At 65.6% G+C, this 16621-nt stretch carries 15 protein-coding genes and 1 tRNA gene; 8 read left to right on the plus strand and 8 right to left on the minus strand.

Translation table 11 applies throughout. The features are described 5' to 3' along the window. Positions 1–179 precede the first annotated feature (179 nt). Positions 180–941, plus strand: coding sequence for an SDR family oxidoreductase (locus QRN11_RS00005; RefSeq protein ID WP_285249367.1), 762 nt, complete (start codon positions 180–182; stop codon positions 939–941). Between the two features lie 33 nt (positions 942–974). Here QRN11_RS00005 and QRN11_RS00010 read toward each other — a convergent pair whose 3' ends face one another. Continuing rightward, positions 975–2951, minus strand: coding sequence for an APC family permease (locus tag QRN11_RS00010; protein ID WP_285249368.1), 1977 nt, complete (start codon positions 2949–2951; stop codon positions 975–977). A 216-nt stretch (positions 2952–3167) separates the two neighbouring features. On the opposite strand from QRN11_RS00010, the gene QRN11_RS00015 reads away from it, so the two are divergent. From QRN11_RS00015 to QRN11_RS00030, 4 genes are read left to right on the plus strand one after another with little or no spacing between them, the layout of a single operon-like run. Next, on the plus strand, positions 3168–3515 hold the full coding sequence (locus QRN11_RS00015) for a PadR family transcriptional regulator (RefSeq protein ID WP_285249369.1): 348 nt from the start codon (positions 3168–3170) through the stop codon (positions 3513–3515). Between the two features lie 2 nt (positions 3516–3517). Further along, entirely contained in the window at positions 3518–3904 is a 387-nt protein-coding gene (locus QRN11_RS00020; protein WP_285249370.1) for a DUF1048 domain-containing protein, read from the plus strand. Further along, positions 3894–4676 (plus strand): ABC transporter ATP-binding protein, encoded by a 783-nt coding sequence (locus tag QRN11_RS00025; RefSeq protein ID WP_285249371.1) that lies wholly within the window; start codon positions 3894–3896, stop codon positions 4674–4676. The genes QRN11_RS00020 and QRN11_RS00025 overlap by 11 nt, the downstream gene beginning before the upstream one ends. Then, a complete protein-coding gene (locus tag QRN11_RS00030; protein WP_285249372.1) occupies positions 4673–5437 on the plus strand; it encodes an ABC transporter permease in 765 nt (254 codons plus the stop codon). Before QRN11_RS00025 ends, QRN11_RS00030 begins: the two co-directional genes overlap by 4 nt. Before the next feature lie 7 nt (positions 5438–5444). Here QRN11_RS00030 and QRN11_RS00035 read toward each other — a convergent pair whose 3' ends face one another. From QRN11_RS00035 to QRN11_RS00045, 3 genes are all read right to left on the minus strand, one after another. Further along, positions 5445–5825, minus strand: coding sequence for a sterol carrier family protein (locus QRN11_RS00035; protein ID WP_285249373.1), 381 nt, complete (start codon positions 5823–5825; stop codon positions 5445–5447). A 124-nt stretch (positions 5826–5949) separates the two neighbouring features. Continuing rightward, a complete protein-coding gene (locus QRN11_RS00040; RefSeq protein ID WP_091422664.1) occupies positions 5950–6966 on the minus strand; it encodes an asparaginase in 1017 nt (338 codons plus the stop codon). A gap of 36 nt (positions 6967–7002) precedes the next feature. Further along, positions 7003–8580 carry a molybdopterin-dependent oxidoreductase gene (locus QRN11_RS00045; RefSeq protein WP_285249374.1) on the minus strand — a complete coding sequence of 526 codons (1578 nt, stop codon included), beginning with the start codon at positions 8578–8580 and terminating at the stop codon, positions 7003–7005. Positions 8581–8674: 94 nt separating this feature from the next. Between QRN11_RS00045 and purD the strand changes: the two genes are divergently transcribed. After that, positions 8675–9991: a phosphoribosylamine--glycine ligase gene (gene purD / locus QRN11_RS00050; protein ID WP_285249420.1), complete on the plus strand. Its 1317-nt coding sequence runs from the start codon at positions 8675–8677 to the stop codon at positions 9989–9991. A gap of 1 nt (position 9992) precedes the next feature. Next, positions 9993–10931, plus strand: coding sequence for a phosphoribosylaminoimidazolesuccinocarboxamide synthase (locus QRN11_RS00055; RefSeq protein ID WP_285249375.1), 939 nt, complete (start codon positions 9993–9995; stop codon positions 10929–10931). A 53-nt stretch (positions 10932–10984) separates the two neighbouring features. Here the strand turns inward: QRN11_RS00055 and QRN11_RS00060 are convergent, their stop codons facing one another. Continuing rightward, positions 10985–12250: a helix-turn-helix domain-containing protein gene (locus QRN11_RS00060; RefSeq protein WP_091422657.1), complete on the minus strand. Its 1266-nt coding sequence runs from the start codon at positions 12248–12250 to the stop codon at positions 10985–10987. Between the two features lie 133 nt (positions 12251–12383). Here QRN11_RS00060 and QRN11_RS00065 point away from each other — a divergent pair, with 133 nt between their 5' ends. Beyond that, positions 12384–12602 (plus strand): hypothetical protein, encoded by a 219-nt coding sequence (locus QRN11_RS00065; RefSeq protein ID WP_285249376.1) that lies wholly within the window; start codon positions 12384–12386, stop codon positions 12600–12602. Positions 12603–12751: 149 nt separating this feature from the next. Here QRN11_RS00065 and QRN11_RS00070 read toward each other — a convergent pair. The 3 genes from QRN11_RS00070 to QRN11_RS00080 form a co-directional block, all read right to left on the minus strand. After that, positions 12752–12828: transfer RNA gene (locus tag QRN11_RS00070), tRNA-Pro, on the minus strand. 104 nt (positions 12829–12932) lie between these two features. Then, positions 12933–14759: an ABC transporter ATP-binding protein gene (locus tag QRN11_RS00075; RefSeq protein WP_285249377.1), complete on the minus strand. Its 1827-nt coding sequence runs from the start codon at positions 14757–14759 to the stop codon at positions 12933–12935. Next, the gene (locus QRN11_RS00080) at positions 14756–16564 is read right to left on the minus strand and encodes an ABC transporter ATP-binding protein (protein WP_285249378.1); all 1809 of its coding nucleotides are present in this window, start codon (positions 16562–16564) and stop codon (positions 14756–14758) included. The genes QRN11_RS00075 and QRN11_RS00080 overlap by 4 nt, the downstream gene beginning before the upstream one ends. Between the last annotated feature and the right edge of the window lie 57 nt (positions 16565–16621).

The raw sequence follows: 16621 nt of genomic DNA on the forward strand, positions 1-16621 counted from the left end.
CAGCTGGTTAGTCAACCCGCTGAGGATATGGGAGGTATCTTCTCCTGCAGCCACGGCAGCCTCTTTTCGTCGTCGAATGCTGGCTTAATGTTTTCGTATTGTGGGAAAACAATTCTGTATTACGAGATTAGGAGCGAAGGCCCTAGGATTCAAATGTGACCAGACCCGAGGTGAACTTGATGAGCATGCCCAAACAGACCCAGCGCGTTGCTGTAGTCACCGGAGCAGGTTCCGGCATCGGCCGGGCCGTGGCGCGCCTTCTCCTGGCCGACGGCTACGCCGTTGCCCTCGCTGGGCGGCGTGAACAGCAACTGAAGGAGACGGCGGACGGCCATCCGCAGGCCCTTCCGGTCACCTGCGACGTCACCCGGCCCGACGACGTCGAGCGCCTTTTCGAGGCCACCCGCCAGAAGTGGGGGCGCGTGGACCTGCTGTTCAACAACGCAGGCGTTTTCGGTCCGGCGGCCAGCGTGGATGAGATCTCCCTGGCCGACTGGGAGGCCACCGTGGCGGTGAACCTCACCGGCTCCATGCTGTGTGCGGCGGCCGCGGTACGGGCCATGAAGGCCCAGGATCCGCAGGGCGGGCGGATCATCAACAACGGCTCCATCTCCGCGCACTCGCCCCGGCCCCGCACCGTGGCCTACGCCGTCACCAAGCACGCCCTGACGGGTCTGACCAAAAGCATCGAATTGGACGGCCGGGACTTCGGGATCACCTGCGGGCAGATCGACATCGGCAACACAGCCACAGACATCATGGACACCATCGGGGTGGGCGCGGGCGCGCTCCAGGCAGACGGCAGCCGCCGGGTGGAGCCCACTTTTCCTGTAGAGGATGCGGCCCGCGCCGTGCTGCTGATGGCCAACATGCCGCCCTCGGCAAGCGTGGGGTCCGTGGTGATCACCGCCGCCGGCATGCCCTTCATCGGCCGCGGCTGACCGGAAGGGCGCGTTCGGACAGGCCGTCCCAGGTCACCCGACGTGGACCCACGGGCGGTTGGTCACCTCCGGTACGGCCTCACGGAGCACTTCCCGGGTTACGGGGGCGATTTCCCCTTCGCCAAGGAACAGGAACCTCAGGAGGTTGGTGACCGGGTTGCCTTCGGTCCAGCGGAAATAGATGTGGGGCATCAGCCCTGTGACATCCCTGATGTGGAGCAGCACGGAGGCAATGGTGTTGGGGACCACCGGCCCGTGGACTTCGAGGATCCTGTAGCCATGGCGGACCACTCCCCGGACGTAGAGTTCGGTCTCGAAGTCGGAGGAGTCGTCAACGATGACCTCCAGGAACAGCGCCTCCTGGGCGAGGGGGAGGTGGCTGACTTCGATGGCTGAAGCCAGCTTGTCGCGGTAAGCCTCCTTGGATGTGCGCAGCGGCTCATGGGCAATGATGGCGATGGGGCCTTCGAGGGTATCGGACATAAACTCCAATGCCTCCCGGTCCAGGTGCACGTGCGTGGCGTGGAGTTCAAAGGAGCGGCGGACCCGCGAGAGCAGGGAGATCACGATGATGCCCAGGATGAAGACTCCCGCGATGCGGATGCCTTCGGGCCGCTCAAAGATGTTGGCAACGGTGGTGTACATAAAGACGACGGCAATCGCTCCGAAGCCCACGGTGCGTTTGTTCTGGTGACGGCGACGGGCAGAGAGGGTGACGGCGACGGCTGCTGAAGTCATCAGCACCAGGACGCCGGTGGCATACGCACCGCCCTGGGCGTCGACGTCGGCCTCAAAGAGGAAGGTGATGAGGAACCCGACCAGGGTGAAAACGAGAACGAGGGGCCGGACTCCTTTGGCCCACGCTGGGGCCATGCCGTAGCGGGGAAGGTATCTGGGGACCAGGTTCAGCAGTCCTGCCATGGCCGACGCGCCGGCGAACCAGAGGATGGCGATGGTGCTGGCGTCATAGATGCTGCCGAAGCCGACGCCGAGGTATTCGTGGGCGAGGTAGGCCAGGGCGCGTCCGTTTGCCTGGCCGCCGGGCTGGAATTCCGGCTCCGGGATCAGGACCACTGTGATGAAGCTGGTGGTGAGAAGGAAGCCGCTCATGATCACCGCGGCGGTGGTGAGCATGCGCCGGGTTCCCTGGATGCGGCCTGCCGGATTCTCTTCCGTGTCCTTCCCGTCGCCCCGCACCTGGGGCATCACGGCGACGCCGGTCTCGAACCCTGAGAGGCCCAGGGCGAGTTTGGGGAAGACCAGCAGCGCGATGGCCACGGCCATCAACGGGTTGCCGTGGGAGGTCCACAGGCTGGTCCACCAGTCGCCCATCGCCAGTGGGTGCGTAAAGACCTGGGCAAGCGTCACCGCCACCACCACCGCATTGAGGCCGAGGTACAGGACCACGAGGGCGACGGCCACGCCGATCGCCTCCCGGAATCCCCGGAGGAACACCGCGGCCAGCAGCGCCAGCAGGAAGAGCGTGACCGGGACGTTCTGGCCGAGCAGCCAGCCGGGCGCCACCGGGTTCTGGATGAGGTGGGCACTGGCGTCAGCGGCGGACAGGGTCATGGTGATCATAAAGTCGGTGGCGGCGAACCCGAGCAGGACCAGGACGAAGAGCTTGCCGCCCCAGCGGGGCAGGAGGCGTTCGAGCATGGCGATGGAGCCTTCCCCGCGGTGGCTCTCACCAGCCACGCGCCGGTATACCGGCAGGGCGCCAAGGAGGGTAACGGCGACGAGCACCAGCGTCGCGATGGGTGAAATCACCCCGGCGGCGAGGGCTGCGATGGCCGGCTGATAACCAAGGGTGGAGAAGTAGTCCACGCCGGTGAGGCACATGACCTGCCACCACGGATGCTTTTTCTCATGGGCTCCCGATGTCCCGCCTGGGCCGGGATGCGTTCCTTTGCTGTCCTGGAGTCCGAACAGGAGCCAGTTCCTCAATGCTGCGGCACCGCGCGGCCTGGGGGCGGAGGGATCGGCCGGAGGCCTGCTCAACGTGGTCATGCATTCCTTTCAGCGCTGCGCAGTGCACCGCCTTCAGGGCCGAAGCTAGCACCGGCGGAATCCGGTGAACGGGTAAGGGCCGTTTTCTTGACGAATCTTTGACGCCCTCCGCCTGGAAGCGGGCAGTTCTGCCATTTCGAAGCTCTTGACCGGCCGCTATTCAGCGATACTATGTACTGGTAGTCATCATCACTAAGTAGCAGAAGGGAAGGTCCCATGGGCAAACAAATGACCGAGATGCTCAAGGGGACGCTGGAGGGCATAGTCCTGGCGATCCTCGCCGGGCAGTCGGCTTACGGCTACGAGATCACGGCGCGGCTGCGCGACCAGGGCTTTACCGACATCGCCGAAGGCACCATTTACGCCCTGTTGGTCAGGATCGAGCAGCGCGGCCTCGTCGACGTCGAAAAGGTCCCGTCAGAGAAGGGGCCCCCGCGCAAGGTCTACTCGCTGAACGCACAGGGCAGCGGATACCTCGAAGAGTTCTGGAAGACATGGAGCTTCCTCGCAGAACGGATCGAACACCTCCACGCCGGACACCCGCAGGAACAAGGAGAGAAGTAACCATGGCCGCAAAATGGATCGAAGCAATCACCGGCTCACTTGAGCAGAAGAAGCAGTTCAAGCAGTACAAGGCCCGCGTCGAGGCGCTCCCCGAACCGCACCGCACCGCCGCAAAAGCCTTCGAGCGGTACTTCATGTACTACGGCGGAGTGACCGACGGCGACACGATGGTCAGGATGTTCGGCGACTTTGCCGACCTGTGGGAACGCGCCGCCGTCGACGGGACCCCGGTGGCCGACATCGTGGGCGACGACCCGGTGGAGTTCGCCGAGACGTTCACCCAGGCCTACGGCGGCACGCGCTGGATCGACAAGGAACGCGCCCGCCTCACGAAAGCCATCGACGCCGCCACCGGCCGCAATGGAAAGGAGATGAAGCATGACCATTGACCAGGCCCTTGCACCCGCGATCAGGGTGCAGGGCATCGAGAAGTCATTCAAGGACCTGCACGTGCTGCGGGGCGTCGACTTCGACGTGAAGGCAGGCAGCATCTTCGCGCTGCTCGGCTCGAACGGCGCGGGCAAAACCACGCTGGTGCGGATCCTGTCCACCCTGCTGAAAGCCGACTCGGGAAGCGCCACTGTAGCCGGCTTCGATGTTGCGGACAGGCCCGACGACGTACGGGAGTCGATCAGCCTGACCGGCCAGTTCGCCGCGGTGGACGAAGTGCTCAGCGGGCGGGAAAACCTCATCCTGATCGCCCGGCTCCGCCACCTGAAAAACCCGGTTGCGATCGCCGACGACCTGCTCGCCCGCTTCTCCCTCACCGAAGCAGGGAGCCGGAAGGCAGCCACCTACTCCGGCGGTATGCGCCGCCGGCTGGACATCGCGATGAGCCTGATCGGCAATCCGCCGGTCATCTTCCTCGACGAACCCACCACCGGACTCGATCCCCAGGCGCGCCTCGAAGTGTGGCAGACCGTGAAGCAACTCGCCAGCAGCGGCACCACGGTGCTGCTCACCACGCAGTACCTCGATGAGGCCGAGCAGCTTGCCGACCGGATCGCGATCCTGCACGAGGGCACCATCATCCAGAACGGGACCCTCGCCGAACTCAAGCGGCTGCTCCCGCCCGCAAAAGTGGAATACGTCGAGAAGCAGCCGTCCCTTGAGGACGTCTTCCTCGCCCTCACCGTCCCAGCAGGAAAGGAACTCCGATGACTGCGCACGCCCTCGTCGACACCCGGGTCCTCACCAGCCGTTCCCTCCGCCACATCCTGCGCAGCCCGGACACCATCATTACGACGGCGGTCACCCCCATCGCGCTGATGCTGCTGTTCGTCTACGTGTTCGGCGGCGCCATCAACACCGGATCCGATGAGTCCTACGTCAACTACATGCTGCCCGGCATCCTGCTCATCACCATCGCGTCCGGCGTCGCCTACACGGCGTATCGTTTGTTCCTGGACCTGCAGGGCGGCATCTTCGAACGCTTCCAGTCCATGCCGATTGCAAGATCGAGCGTGCTCTGGGCGCATGTGCTCACCTCGCTGGCAGCGAACCTGGTGTCAGTGGCCGTGGTGGTGGGCGTCGCGCTGCTCATGGGGTTCCGCACCGGAGCATCACCGGCCGCCTGGCTGGCGGCAGCCGGCATCCTGGTCCTGTTCACCCTGGCGCTGACCTGGATCGCCGTGATCGCGGGGCTCTCCGCGAAAAGCGTCGATGGCGCCAGCGCCTTCAGCTACCCGTTGATCTTCCTGCCGTTCATCAGCTCCGCGTTCGTGCCCACCGGATCGATGCCCGGTCCAGTGGCCTGGTTCGCCCAGAACCAGCCCGTGACCTCGATCGTGAACACCATCCGGGCCCTGTTCGCCCAGGAACCCGTTGGCAGCGACATCTGGGTCAGCCTGGCATGGCTCGCAGGGATACTCCTCATCGCGTACGCCTTCGCCACATCCATCTACCGCCGCAAAATCAGCTAGAAAAGTCCTACAGCGGCAGGAGGGTCGAGAGGTCGGCACGCAGGCCTGAAGCGGCCACCTTGCCGGCCGCGACTGCCTCCGCCCAGCCCATCAGGCCCGTCGCCATCGCAAGCCAGGTGGCGGCGTCGCACTCGATCACGTTGGGCGGCGTTCCGCGGGTATGGCGCGGCCCTTCCACACACTGCGTGACGCCGAAGGGCGGCACGCGTACCTCCACGGAATTTCCCGGCGCCCGCGCAGTGACTTCCTCCAGCGTGTACCGTACTGCGGTGGCCAGCACGGCGCGCGGAACCGGAGGAATGTCCGACGACGGCCCGGCGGCTTTCCGCCACGCCTCCACCGCCGCGGCGCCTTCTTGAACGTCAATACGACGGCGGGCTACAGGCATGTTTGGCGGATCCTTTCGGCGGGGCACGGCAAAGGCAACCAGAGTACCGCGGACATCCGTGGAGGAGGAATCGCTCCGAGCCGGCAGTGAGCGCTTGATAGCCTAGCGCTCAGTCCGGAAGCACTCAGTCCAGGAGGGCCGAGACGGCCGGGCCCAGCCGGATCTTTCCCACCGGCCGGCCGCCGCCCAGCACCGGCTCAACCACCTTTTCCAGCACACTGGCCACGCCGGGAATCTCCACGGCCCCGGAGGCGGCCAGCAAGGTCAGCGCCACCAGGGAGGTGGCCCGCAGGTTCCCGTCCAGGATCTTGACTGCCACGGATACGCCCTGGGGCGTGGCCATGGCCAGGACACCTTCGGCCCCTATTTTGGCGATGATTTCCAGCTCGTCCATCACAATGGTGTTGGCCTCGCCGCGGCCCTGCACCGCCCACGGGTAGTCCAGCATGGACGTTGCGATGGTGGCGGCCCGGGCGTTGAAGCTCTGGTCCCCCGGCGCCTTGGCCAGCTGGGAGAAGCCCCGCGCCAGGCCCTTGAGCGAAACGGCCGCCACGGGCGCGCCGCAGCCGTCGATTCCCAGGTGGGCGATCTTTTCGCCCGTGTACTCCTCGATGACGCTGCGCACCTGCTGCTGCAGCGGATGGTTGGGCTCCAGGTAGCTATGCGTGTCCCAGCCGTTTTCCGTGCAGGCCCACAGGAATGCGGCGTGCTTCCCCGAGCAATTGAAGGCCAGCTTCGACCTACCGCGGTCGGAACGGACCAGCCAGTTCCGGGCAGTTTCATCCTGCGGCCACGCTTCCGGGCATTGGAGCTGGTCCTCCCGCACGCCGGCCGCTTTGAGCATCCCGGACACCACATCCATGTGGTCCAGGGAACCCACATGGCTCGCGCAGGCCAGCGCCACCTGGGCGCCGCGGAGCGGCACGCCGGCCTGCATCGAGGCCAGCGCCTGGAACGGCTTCAGGGCAGACCGGGCGTAGATCGGGGTGTTGATGTCGCCCAGTTCAGTGACTACGGAGCCGTCGGCGGCAAGCAGGACGGCTGAGCCGATGTGCCGGGATTCCACAAAGCCGCTGCGCTCGATCACGGCCAGTTCGACGGCGGAGTCCACGGTAAAGGTGGCATGCGGGTTATGCGGCATGCTGCCAGTCTAGGGGCCACTCTCCCGGATGCCCGGCTACTCCACGGTGACCATCACCGACTGCCAGCCCGAGGCGCCGTCGGGAACCGGATCGGCGCGCTGCTCCGTCTGCACCTCGCCCGTGCCGTCCGTCGCACGGACTTTCAGGTAGTGCGGGCCGGGCGTGGCGTCCCATTCATAGGACCATTGGCGCCACGTGACCAGCGACGCCTCAGCCGAGAGGTCCACCTCCACCCAGTCCTCGTTGTCGATCTTGAGCTCCACCTTGGTGATGCCCCGCGTCTGTGCCCAGGCGGTGCCGCCCACGGCCACCTTTCCCGCGCGCACCTTGGCGAACGACTTGGGAACATCCACCCGCGCCATGGTCTTGATGGGTCCCCGCTCGGACCAGCCGCGCTCAGTCCAGTAGGCCTTGCTGTCCGCGAACCTGGTCACCTCCAGGTCCACCACCCACTTCGTGGCCGAGACGAATCCGTACAGGCCCGGAACCACCATCCGCACCGGGTAGCCGTGCTCAAGGGGCAGCGGCTCACCGTTCATTCCGATGGCCAGGATGGCGTCGCGCCCGTCCTGCAGGACCTCCAGGGGCGTGGAAGCGCTGAAACCGTCAATGGACGTGGAAAGGACCATGTCCGCACCGTCCTTGGGCCGCGCCCGCTTCAGCACCTCACGGATGGGCAGGCCCAGCCATTTCGCGTTGCCGGCGAGATTGCCGCCCACTGGATTGGAAACGCAGGTGAGGGTCACGTGCGATTCGATCAGGTCGGCGTCGAGCAGGTCCTGGAAGGTGAGCCGGACTTCTTCCTCCACCAGCCCGTGCACCCGCAGCTCCCAGTCATTTGCATTGATTTCCGGGACGCTGAGGGCAGTGTCGATGCGGTAGAACTCGCCGTTGGGCGTCAGCCACGGCGGGACACCGGCCACCGGGGACTGGACGCCCGCAGGAACGGTTGCAGCTGCCTGGACCGCGGCGGGCAGCTGAAGGGCTTCCCGCGCCTTGGCGATGTTGCTCCGGGCCGCACCCACGAGGCGGCCGCCCGTTGCGGCTATGCCGGCTGCGGCCGCGGTAATTCCGGCAGCGGCGAAAAAACGACGGCGGCTGGCCCCGGAGTGCCTTGGGTCGCCGTCGGCCACATTCGCCGGTGCTTCGGGCCAGGCTTTCAGTCCCCGCAACGGGGCTATGAGGGCGCGCAGCACCAGCAGGCCCGCGAGGGTCCCCAGCACCGACGGTATGGCATCGGCCGGCCCCACGCCTGCCCGGGTGACCACGCTGGTCACGATCACAGCACCCATAAAGAGGACTCCCAGCACGCCCAGCGCCCACCGCCGGTAGGCCACCACGCCCAGCACGCACGCCAGCACGGCGATGGTCAGGCCCATGCCCACAAAAAGTGCGGCCTTGTCGTTGGTGCCGAACGTGGCGATCGCGAAATCCTTCATCCAGGACGGCGTGAAATCGATGAACGTGGACCCCAGGGCAAACACGGGCGTGGCGCGGGCCGTAAAAAATGCTCCCGCCAGCTCGGCCACGGCGAGGACGACGGCGGCAGCCACCACGCCTGCCAGCGCGGCCAGGGCAGTGGGACCTTTGAGCCAGTTCAGGAGCTTTTTCATAACACTGCTTCGTAGCGGACCGCCCCGGGGATTGTTTTGCCGCGGCTGACACAGCTTAGGAGCGGGCTGGGTGCACAAAGTACCCTTGGAGACTGTGAAGGTACTCGTCATCGGCCCCGGAGGCCGCGAACACGCCATTGTCCGCTCCCTGCTCGCCGACCCCAACGTGTCCGAGGTCCATGCAGCGCCCGGCAATGCCGGCATCAGCAAGCTGGTCCCCACCTACGGGATCAACGGCAACGATCCCGACGCCGTAGCCGCCCTGGCAACCAGGCTCGCCGTGGACCTGGTGGTGGTGGGGCCGGAGGCGCCGCTCGCAGCAGGTGTTTCCGATGCTGTCCGCAATGCCGGGATCCCGGTGTTCGGCCCCAGCAAGGCCGGCGCCCAGCTCGAGGCTTCCAAGGCCTTCGCCAAAGAGATCATGGCCGAAGCCGGCGTTCCCACGGCCATGGCCATGGTGGCGGCCAACGCCGAGGAAGCCGCGTCAGCCCTGGACACCTTCGGCGCCCCCTACGTGGTGAAGGACGACGGCCTGGCCGCGGGCAAAGGCGTAGTGGTCACGAGGAACCGCGACGAAGCCCTCGCCCACGCGCAGTCGTGCTTCGATGCCGGCGGCTCCGTGGTGATCGAAGAGTTCCTCGACGGCCCGGAGGTTTCCCTCTTTGTCCTCTGCGACGGCCAGAACACGGTCCCGCTTTCACCCGCCCAGGACTTCAAGCGGATCTTCGACAACGACGAAGGGCCCAACACCGGCGGCATGGGTGCGTACACCCCACTGGAGTGGGCCCCCGAAGGCCTCGTCCAGGAGGTCATTGAGCGGGTCGCCCAGCCGACTGTCAACGAGATGGCCCGCCGAGGCACGCCTTTTGTAGGCGTACTGTTCGTCGGACTGGCCCTCACCTCGCGCGGCACCCGCGTCATCGAATTCAACGTCCGTTTCGGTGACCCGGAAACCCAGGCCGTGCTGGCACGGCTCAAGACCCCCCTCGGCGCCCTCCTCCTGGCAGCTGCCAAGGGCGAACTGGACAAGGCAGAAGAGCTGCGCTGGTCGAAGGAAACTGCTGTCGCCGTCGTCGTCGCTTCTGAAAACTACCCCGGCACGCCCCGCACCGGTGACCGCATCCGCGGCCTGAAGAAGGTGGAGGAACTCGAAGGCGTGCACGTGATCCACGCCGGGACCTCCTTTGATGAGGAGGGCAAGGTGATCTCCGCGGGCGGGCGCGTCCTGGCCGTCGTGGCGCTGGGCAGCGACCTGGTGGAGGCGCGCGAAAAGGCGTACGACGGCGTGGAGCTGGTTCAGCTGGAAGGCTCGCAGTTCCGCACGGACATCGGCCGCAAGGCCGCCCGGGGCGAGATCAGGGTATCGTCCGGCGCCACCGGATCACTGCCCATTACCAACGCGAAGGCATAGCATGAGCGAAACTCCCGCAACACCCGGCTTCAGCACCACCACCCTGGACCTGCCGGGCTGGAAGCACGTCTACTCCGGCAAGGTGCGCGACCTTTACGAGCCGGCTGACGATTCCATCGTCGAACGCGTAGGCCAGGAGTGCGTCCTGGTGGTGGCCAGCGACCGCATCAGCGCCTTTGACCACGTCCTGTCCAGCGAAATCCCGGACAAGGGGCGCATCCTCACCCAGCTGAGCCTGTGGTGGTTCGACCAGCTGGACGTGGAGCACCACGTGCTGGCCTCCACCGTGGAGGACGGGGTCCCGGCCGCGGTGGAAGGCCGGGCCATGATCTGCAAGAAGCTGGACATGTTCCCGGTGGAGTGCATCGCCCGCGGCTACCTCACCGGCTCGGGCCTGCTGGAATACCGCGCCTCCGGAACCGTGTGCAGCATCCCGCTGCCAGAGGGCCTGGTGGACGGTTCACGGCTGGAGCACGCCATCTTTACGCCGTCGGCCAAGGCAGCCGTGGGCGAGCACGACGAGAACATCACCTATGACGCCGTGGTGGCCATGGTGGGTGACGACATCGCGGGCCGGTTGAGCGAGCTCACGTTGCAGATTTACACCAAGGCGGAGGCCGTGGCGCGGGAGCGCGGGATCATCCTCGCCGATACCAAGGTGGAGTTCGGTTACGACGCCGTCTCCGGTTCGATCACCCTGGGTGATGAAGTGCTGACGCCGGACTCCTCGCGGTTCTGGGATGCCTCCACCTACCAGCCGGGGCAGGCTCAGCCGTCTTACGACAAGCAGTACGTCCGGGACTGGCTTACATCGGCCGAATCGGGCTGGGACAGGTCTTCGGACACCCCTCCGCCGGCGCTGCCTGCTGACGTGGTAGACCGGACCCGGAGCCGTTACGTTGAGGCGTACGAGAAGCTGACCGGGAAAAGCTTCGCCTGACGGGTGCCTCACTTGCACGGAGCCCCAGCGGCTCCGGGCGAGCGGGGTGCAGCTTAGCTGGCTTTGGCGGCAGCCGCGGCCCGCTGCTGGGCCAGCCGGATTTCCAGGACCGCGTCCAATGCCTGCTGGACACGGTCCGCTGCTCCTGCGGCGCTGAACGCCTTCTGGGCTTCCTCGAGGCGGACCAGTGCCTCGTCCGCTTCGCCGGCGGCCTTCAGGGACTTGCCCAGGAGCAGTGAAACCTCTCCGGCCGTGTGCTTGGCGAGGGCGTCGCGCTCAGCATGGATTTCCCTCAGCTTCTCTACGGCGGCAACAATGTCCCCAGTCAGGTACAGCCAGCGGGCGCGGATGAAGGCGACCTCCAGTTCGTCGCTCTTGGTTCCTCCCACGATGGAGAAGGCGAGCTCTGCCCGCTCGATGGAGGACAGGGTTTCGGGTTCGACAATTCCCGACGACAGCCGCACCGCGGCGGAGGCCTTGTTGAACCGCGCCCAGAGCTCGATGTCATTGGCGGGGGAGAGGAGCTTCGCTGCCCGCTCGTGGTGCTTGACCCCTTCGGCGTAGTCGTGCCGCATAAACGCGACGTTGCCGATGACCCAGGCCACCTCCCCGGCCAGTTGCGACATCGCGTGTTCGTCCACCTGCTCGTAGAGCGCCATGCAGTACTTCCAGGCTTCGTCCAGCCGTCCGCTTTCGGCCAGCGCGCCGATGAGGATCCGGTGGGCGCCGATGAGCACTGTCGAATTCCTCGGCAGCCTGGCCGAGAGCTCCACAGCTTCAAGCCCGTGCTGGACTGCCACCGCCAGTTGCCCCTGCCCGTGGCAGACGGCCGCCAGCATTTGCCGAGCCCGCACACCCAGGCCCACTGATTCGGTGGCCATCGGGTGCTCGAGGAGCCGCTCGATGATCTTTTGGCATTCGCGCAGTTCGCCTTGCTTCATCAGGCACTCGGCCTGCATGTAGGTCATGTTCCACCAGGCGCTGGTGTTTTTGCCCTCGAGGGCAATCTGGGCTGCAGTGGCGGCGTGGCTGGCCGCCAAAGGGTAGTCACGCAGGTCCCAGGCCTGGCGGGCATAAAGGCCGGCCAGGACGTACTCAGCATCGCTGACGGTAATTGGCTGGCTCCAGGCTTCGAGGGCCTTGGGCGCCAATTCAAGGCGCCGCGCCAGTTCCTCGATGACCTCGGCCGTCGGTTCCCTCCGGCCGGTCTCGAGCAATGAAATGTAGCTGGGTGAATACAGGTCCTTGCCCAGTTCGGCCTGTGTCAATCCCCGTTCGAGCCGCTCCGCCCGGAGCTTCTCCCCGAATCCGTTGCCCACGGGATTTCCTCCTCTTCCGGACAGTCAGTTTGACGAATGCTTGACAGTCCCTGTGGAAAACATTTTACAATGGGTGTCAACAAGGACAGTGCTGGCTTTGTAACGAATCCGACTCGTATTGAGGAACATATCTATGTTGAAGAAAATTGCTGCCGCCGCCGTGCTGGCGGGGGCCTTGGCATTTTCCGCAGCGGCTCCGGCCGTACTGTCTGCGGGTTCACTGGCTGACAACTCCGGTACTTCCGTAGCCATTGGGAACTGGCCTGATCCGGCTTCCCAGAAGGTCAAGAAGGACAAGAGCACCGACGTCACGTACACCACGTACATCGGCAACTGGCCTGATCCCGCGTAACTAGCTTCCTCACCACAGGAGGCGAGGGAGGCCCCGGAGCAACTGCTCCGGGGCCTTTCCCTTTACCGGAAAGTTACCGTTCGGCCAGGGTTCTGCCGGGGGTCACGGAACACAAAAGAGGGCCTCCCGTGGGAGACCCTCTTTCATTGTGGTCGGGATGACAGGATTTGAACCTGCGACCTCTTCGTCCCGAACGAAGCGCGCTACCAAGCTGCGCTACATCCCGATCCGCTGCAAAAGCAACTTTACAAGAATAGCCGATGCGGGGTCCCGATGCGAAATCCTGCGCGTTGACTCATGAAAGATGCCCGCGGCGCGGTATCCGGCAGGTCAGACCAGCGAGTCCTTCCACGCACCGTGCAGGTCGGCAAAACGTCCGCCGCCGCCAATCAGCTCCGCGGGTGAGCCGTCCTCGACGATCCGGCCGTCGTGCACCACCAGCACCCGGTCCGCGGTTTCCACCGTGGACAAGCGGTGCGCAATGATCAGGGCGGTCCTCCTGGCGGCGTCCGTGCCCGCCAGCAGCCGGGCCAGTCCGTTCTGCACGAGCCTTTCGGAGGGGATGTCCAGGGAGGAGGTGGCCTCGTCCAGGATCAGCACTGCCGGGCGGGCCAGGAACGCCCGGGCGAAGCTGATCAGCTGGCGCTGCCCGGATGAGACCCGGCCGCCGCGCTTGTTGACATCAGTGTCATATCCCTCGGGCAGGTCCGAGATGAAGTCATGCGCACCTACCGCCTTCGCTGCTTCCTCAATCTCGGCCCGGGATGCCTCCGGCCGGCCGAGGGCAATGTTGTCAGCCACGGACCCGCTGAACAGGAAGGCCTCCTGGGTGACCATCACGATGTTCCGCCTCAGGTCCGTGGTGCTGAGGTTGCGCAGGTCCACGTCGTCCAGGGTCAGGGAGCCGGAGGAGACGTCGTAGAAGCGGGCGATCAGTTTTGCGAGGGTTGATTTCCCGGCCCCCGTCTGGCCCACCAGGGCTACCGTCTGGCCCGCCGGGATGTGCAGGTTCAGCCGGGGCACGATGAGCGGCCCGTCGCCGTAGCGGAACTCGACGTCCTGGAAATCTATGGCGCCCCTGGCGTTCTGAAGGGCTACCGGGTTCCTGGGCGGGCGGACGGTGGGCACTTCCTCGAGGAGCCCGGATACTTTCTCCAATGCTGCCTGGGCACTCTGGAAGGAGTTGTAGAACATCGCCATCTGGTCCACCGGCTGGAAGAACCGTTTGGTGGACAGGATGAGGGCCAGCAGCACACCCACCGCAAGGTCGCCGGTGAGCACCCGGAAACCACCGAACAACAGGACCACTGCCACGCACACGTTCCCGATCAGCACCAGCCCCGGCTGGAAGATGCCGTTGAGGTTGATGGAACGGACAGTAACCAGCCGGTAGTCTTCGGCGAGCTGGCCGTAGCGGTCAGCGTTTTCCTGCTCCTTGCGGAAGGCCTTGACCGCGCGGATGCCGGTCATGGTCTCCACGAAGTGCACGATCAGCCGCGCAGACACCACCCGGGATTCGCGGAAAGCGATCTGCGAGTGTTTCTGGTACCAGCGGGCCAGGAAAAACATGGGAACACCTGCGGCCAGCACCAGCAGGCCGCTGCGCCAGTCCAGGGCGAATACGGTGACGGCGGTAAAAATCATGAACAACATGCCGGACGCCAGCGAGCTGACGCCGGAGTCCAGGAGTTCGCGGAGTGCCTCCAGGTCCGAGGTCTGCCGGGCAATGATCCGTCCGGACGTGTATTTTTCGTGGAACTCCAGGCTCAGCCGCTGCGTATGCCGGAACACCCGCAGGCGCAGGTCCAGGAGCATGGCCTGGCTGAGTTTCGCCGTGGAGGTCACATACAGGGCGGTGAGTCCTGCCGTCGCGATCGCTGCGAGCAGATAGGCGACGCCGGTGAACACCAGGGGGAGGTTGTCTCCGGCCTGCAGGGCGGGCAGTGCGTGGTCGATGCCGAAGGCGATCAGCGCGGGACCGGCCACCCGGGCAGCCTGCGACAGGACCACCATGGCAATCGTGAGCCAGAACCGCAGCCGCACCGGCCGGATCAGGGAGCGCAGCAAAGCCAGCGACCGGCGTCGTACTGCCCGGCTCTCGCTTTTGCTCAGGTGGGCATTGTCCTCGTTGGCCGTGCCGAAGGTTGCGGTGCTCATCGGGTCATTTCCTCTGCCTGGTCTTCAAGGGCGGACAGCTCTGAGTCCAGGTCGCGGGGTTCCTGGTCGAGGCTGGCGATGACATAGCGGTAATGGTGGTTGACGGCCAGCAGTTCGGTGTGGGTGCCGACGGCGGTGATACGGCCGTCCTCGAGCAGCGCCACCCGGTCCGCGAGCGCAACGGTGGACGGGCGGTGGGCCACGATCAGCGTGGTGGTGTCCTTCAGCACGGCCCGGAGCCGCGTTTCCACCAGTTCCTCGGTATGGACGTCCAGCGCGGACAGTGGATCGTCCAGGACCAGCACGCGGGGGCGCGCGGCGATGGCGCGTGCCAGGGCGATCCGCTGCCGCTGCCCGCCGGAAAGGCTGAGGCCTTCCTCTCCGATGAGGGTGTCCACCCCCTCCGGCAGGGAATACGCGAAGTGCGCCTGGGCCACGTCCAGGGCTTCGTCGAGGACGGCATCGTTGCGGACGGGGGCGCCGAGCAGGACGTTGTCCCGGACGGAGTTGGAGAACAGGGTGGTGTCCTCGAAGGCCACTGCAACAATCCGCCGGAGCTCTTCCACGTCGAAGTCCCGCAAGTCCACGCCGTCGATGGTGATGGCGCCGCCGGTGACGTCGAACAGGCGCGGAACCAGTTGGATCAGGGCGCTCTTGCCGCTGCCGGTGATGCCCACCAGGGCCATGGTCTCGCCGGGGCGGACGTCCAGGTTGATCTCTTTGAGGATCGGTTTGTCCGGTGCGTCCTCGAAGGCGAACGTGGCATTGGAGAAACGGAGGGCACCGGCCAGCTGGCCGGGCCGGCGCGGCTCCGGGGGACTGGTGATGGTGTTCGGTGTATCCATCACTTCGAAGTGGCGGTCGACGGCGGTCTTGGCCGTGAGTGCCATGGCCAGCAGCATGCCGGAAAATTCCACGGGCGAGGCCATCACCGCGGCGGTGGCAAAAAACGCCACCAGCGAGCCGATGCTGAGCTGGCCGCCGGCGCACAGCATCACACCCACCACCAGGCCGGCCCCGAGGGCGAGCTCGGGAAGCAGCGTGACCACCATGGTGAACGTAGCCTGGTGGCGTGCTTTTTCGATCTCCGTCTGGCGCAGTTCCTCGGCTTGTTCGTTGAAGTTCTCCAGCGCCTCCCGGCTGCGGCCGAATGCCTTGAGCACACGGATGCCATGGACGGATTCCTCAACGGTGGTGGCGAGATCGCCGGCCTGGTCCTGGCTGCGGCGGGTCACGCGGCTGAAGCGGGTCCGGAACCGGAAGCTGTAGGCCATGATGGGCACGGCGGCGGCCAGGAAGATGAGGGCCAGTTGCCAGCTCATCACAAACATCGCCGTGATGCCGATGATCACGGTGAGGGTGGTGACCACCAGCATGATCGCTCCAAACGCCATCCAGCGGCGCAGGAAGTTCAGGTCCGTCATGGCCCGGGACAACAGCTGGCCGGAGCCCCAGCGGTCGTGGAAGGAAACGGTCAGGTCCTGCAGGTGGTGGTACAGCGAAACCCGCATGTTGGTTTCCACGGACGTGGCGGGGTTGATGACGAACTGCCGGCGGAGGGCCACCAGGCCCGCCTCGGCCACGCCCAGGACCAGGATGAGGCCGGCCGAAATCCACACCGCTTCCGTTGAGCCGCCTGGCTTCAATGATTCGTTGACCAGCACCCGGAGGACCTGCGGGATGGCGAGGGCAACGACGCTGGCCATCAGCGCGCAAAGAAGTCCCAGCAAAAGCCGGGGGATAATCGGCCGGACATGGGGGTAAAGGCGACGGATGGAACGAAAAAAAGGAGTTTGCTTGGCCATGCCCGCTTCTCAAGCTCTAAAACGAATGTAGTTTCCCGTAGCAACTACCCTATGCCA

This window comes from Pseudarthrobacter sp. fls2-241-R2A-168 (genome assembly GCF_030209335.1).
In the GTDB taxonomy this organism is placed as follows: Bacteria; Actinomycetota; Actinomycetes; order Actinomycetales; family Micrococcaceae; genus Arthrobacter.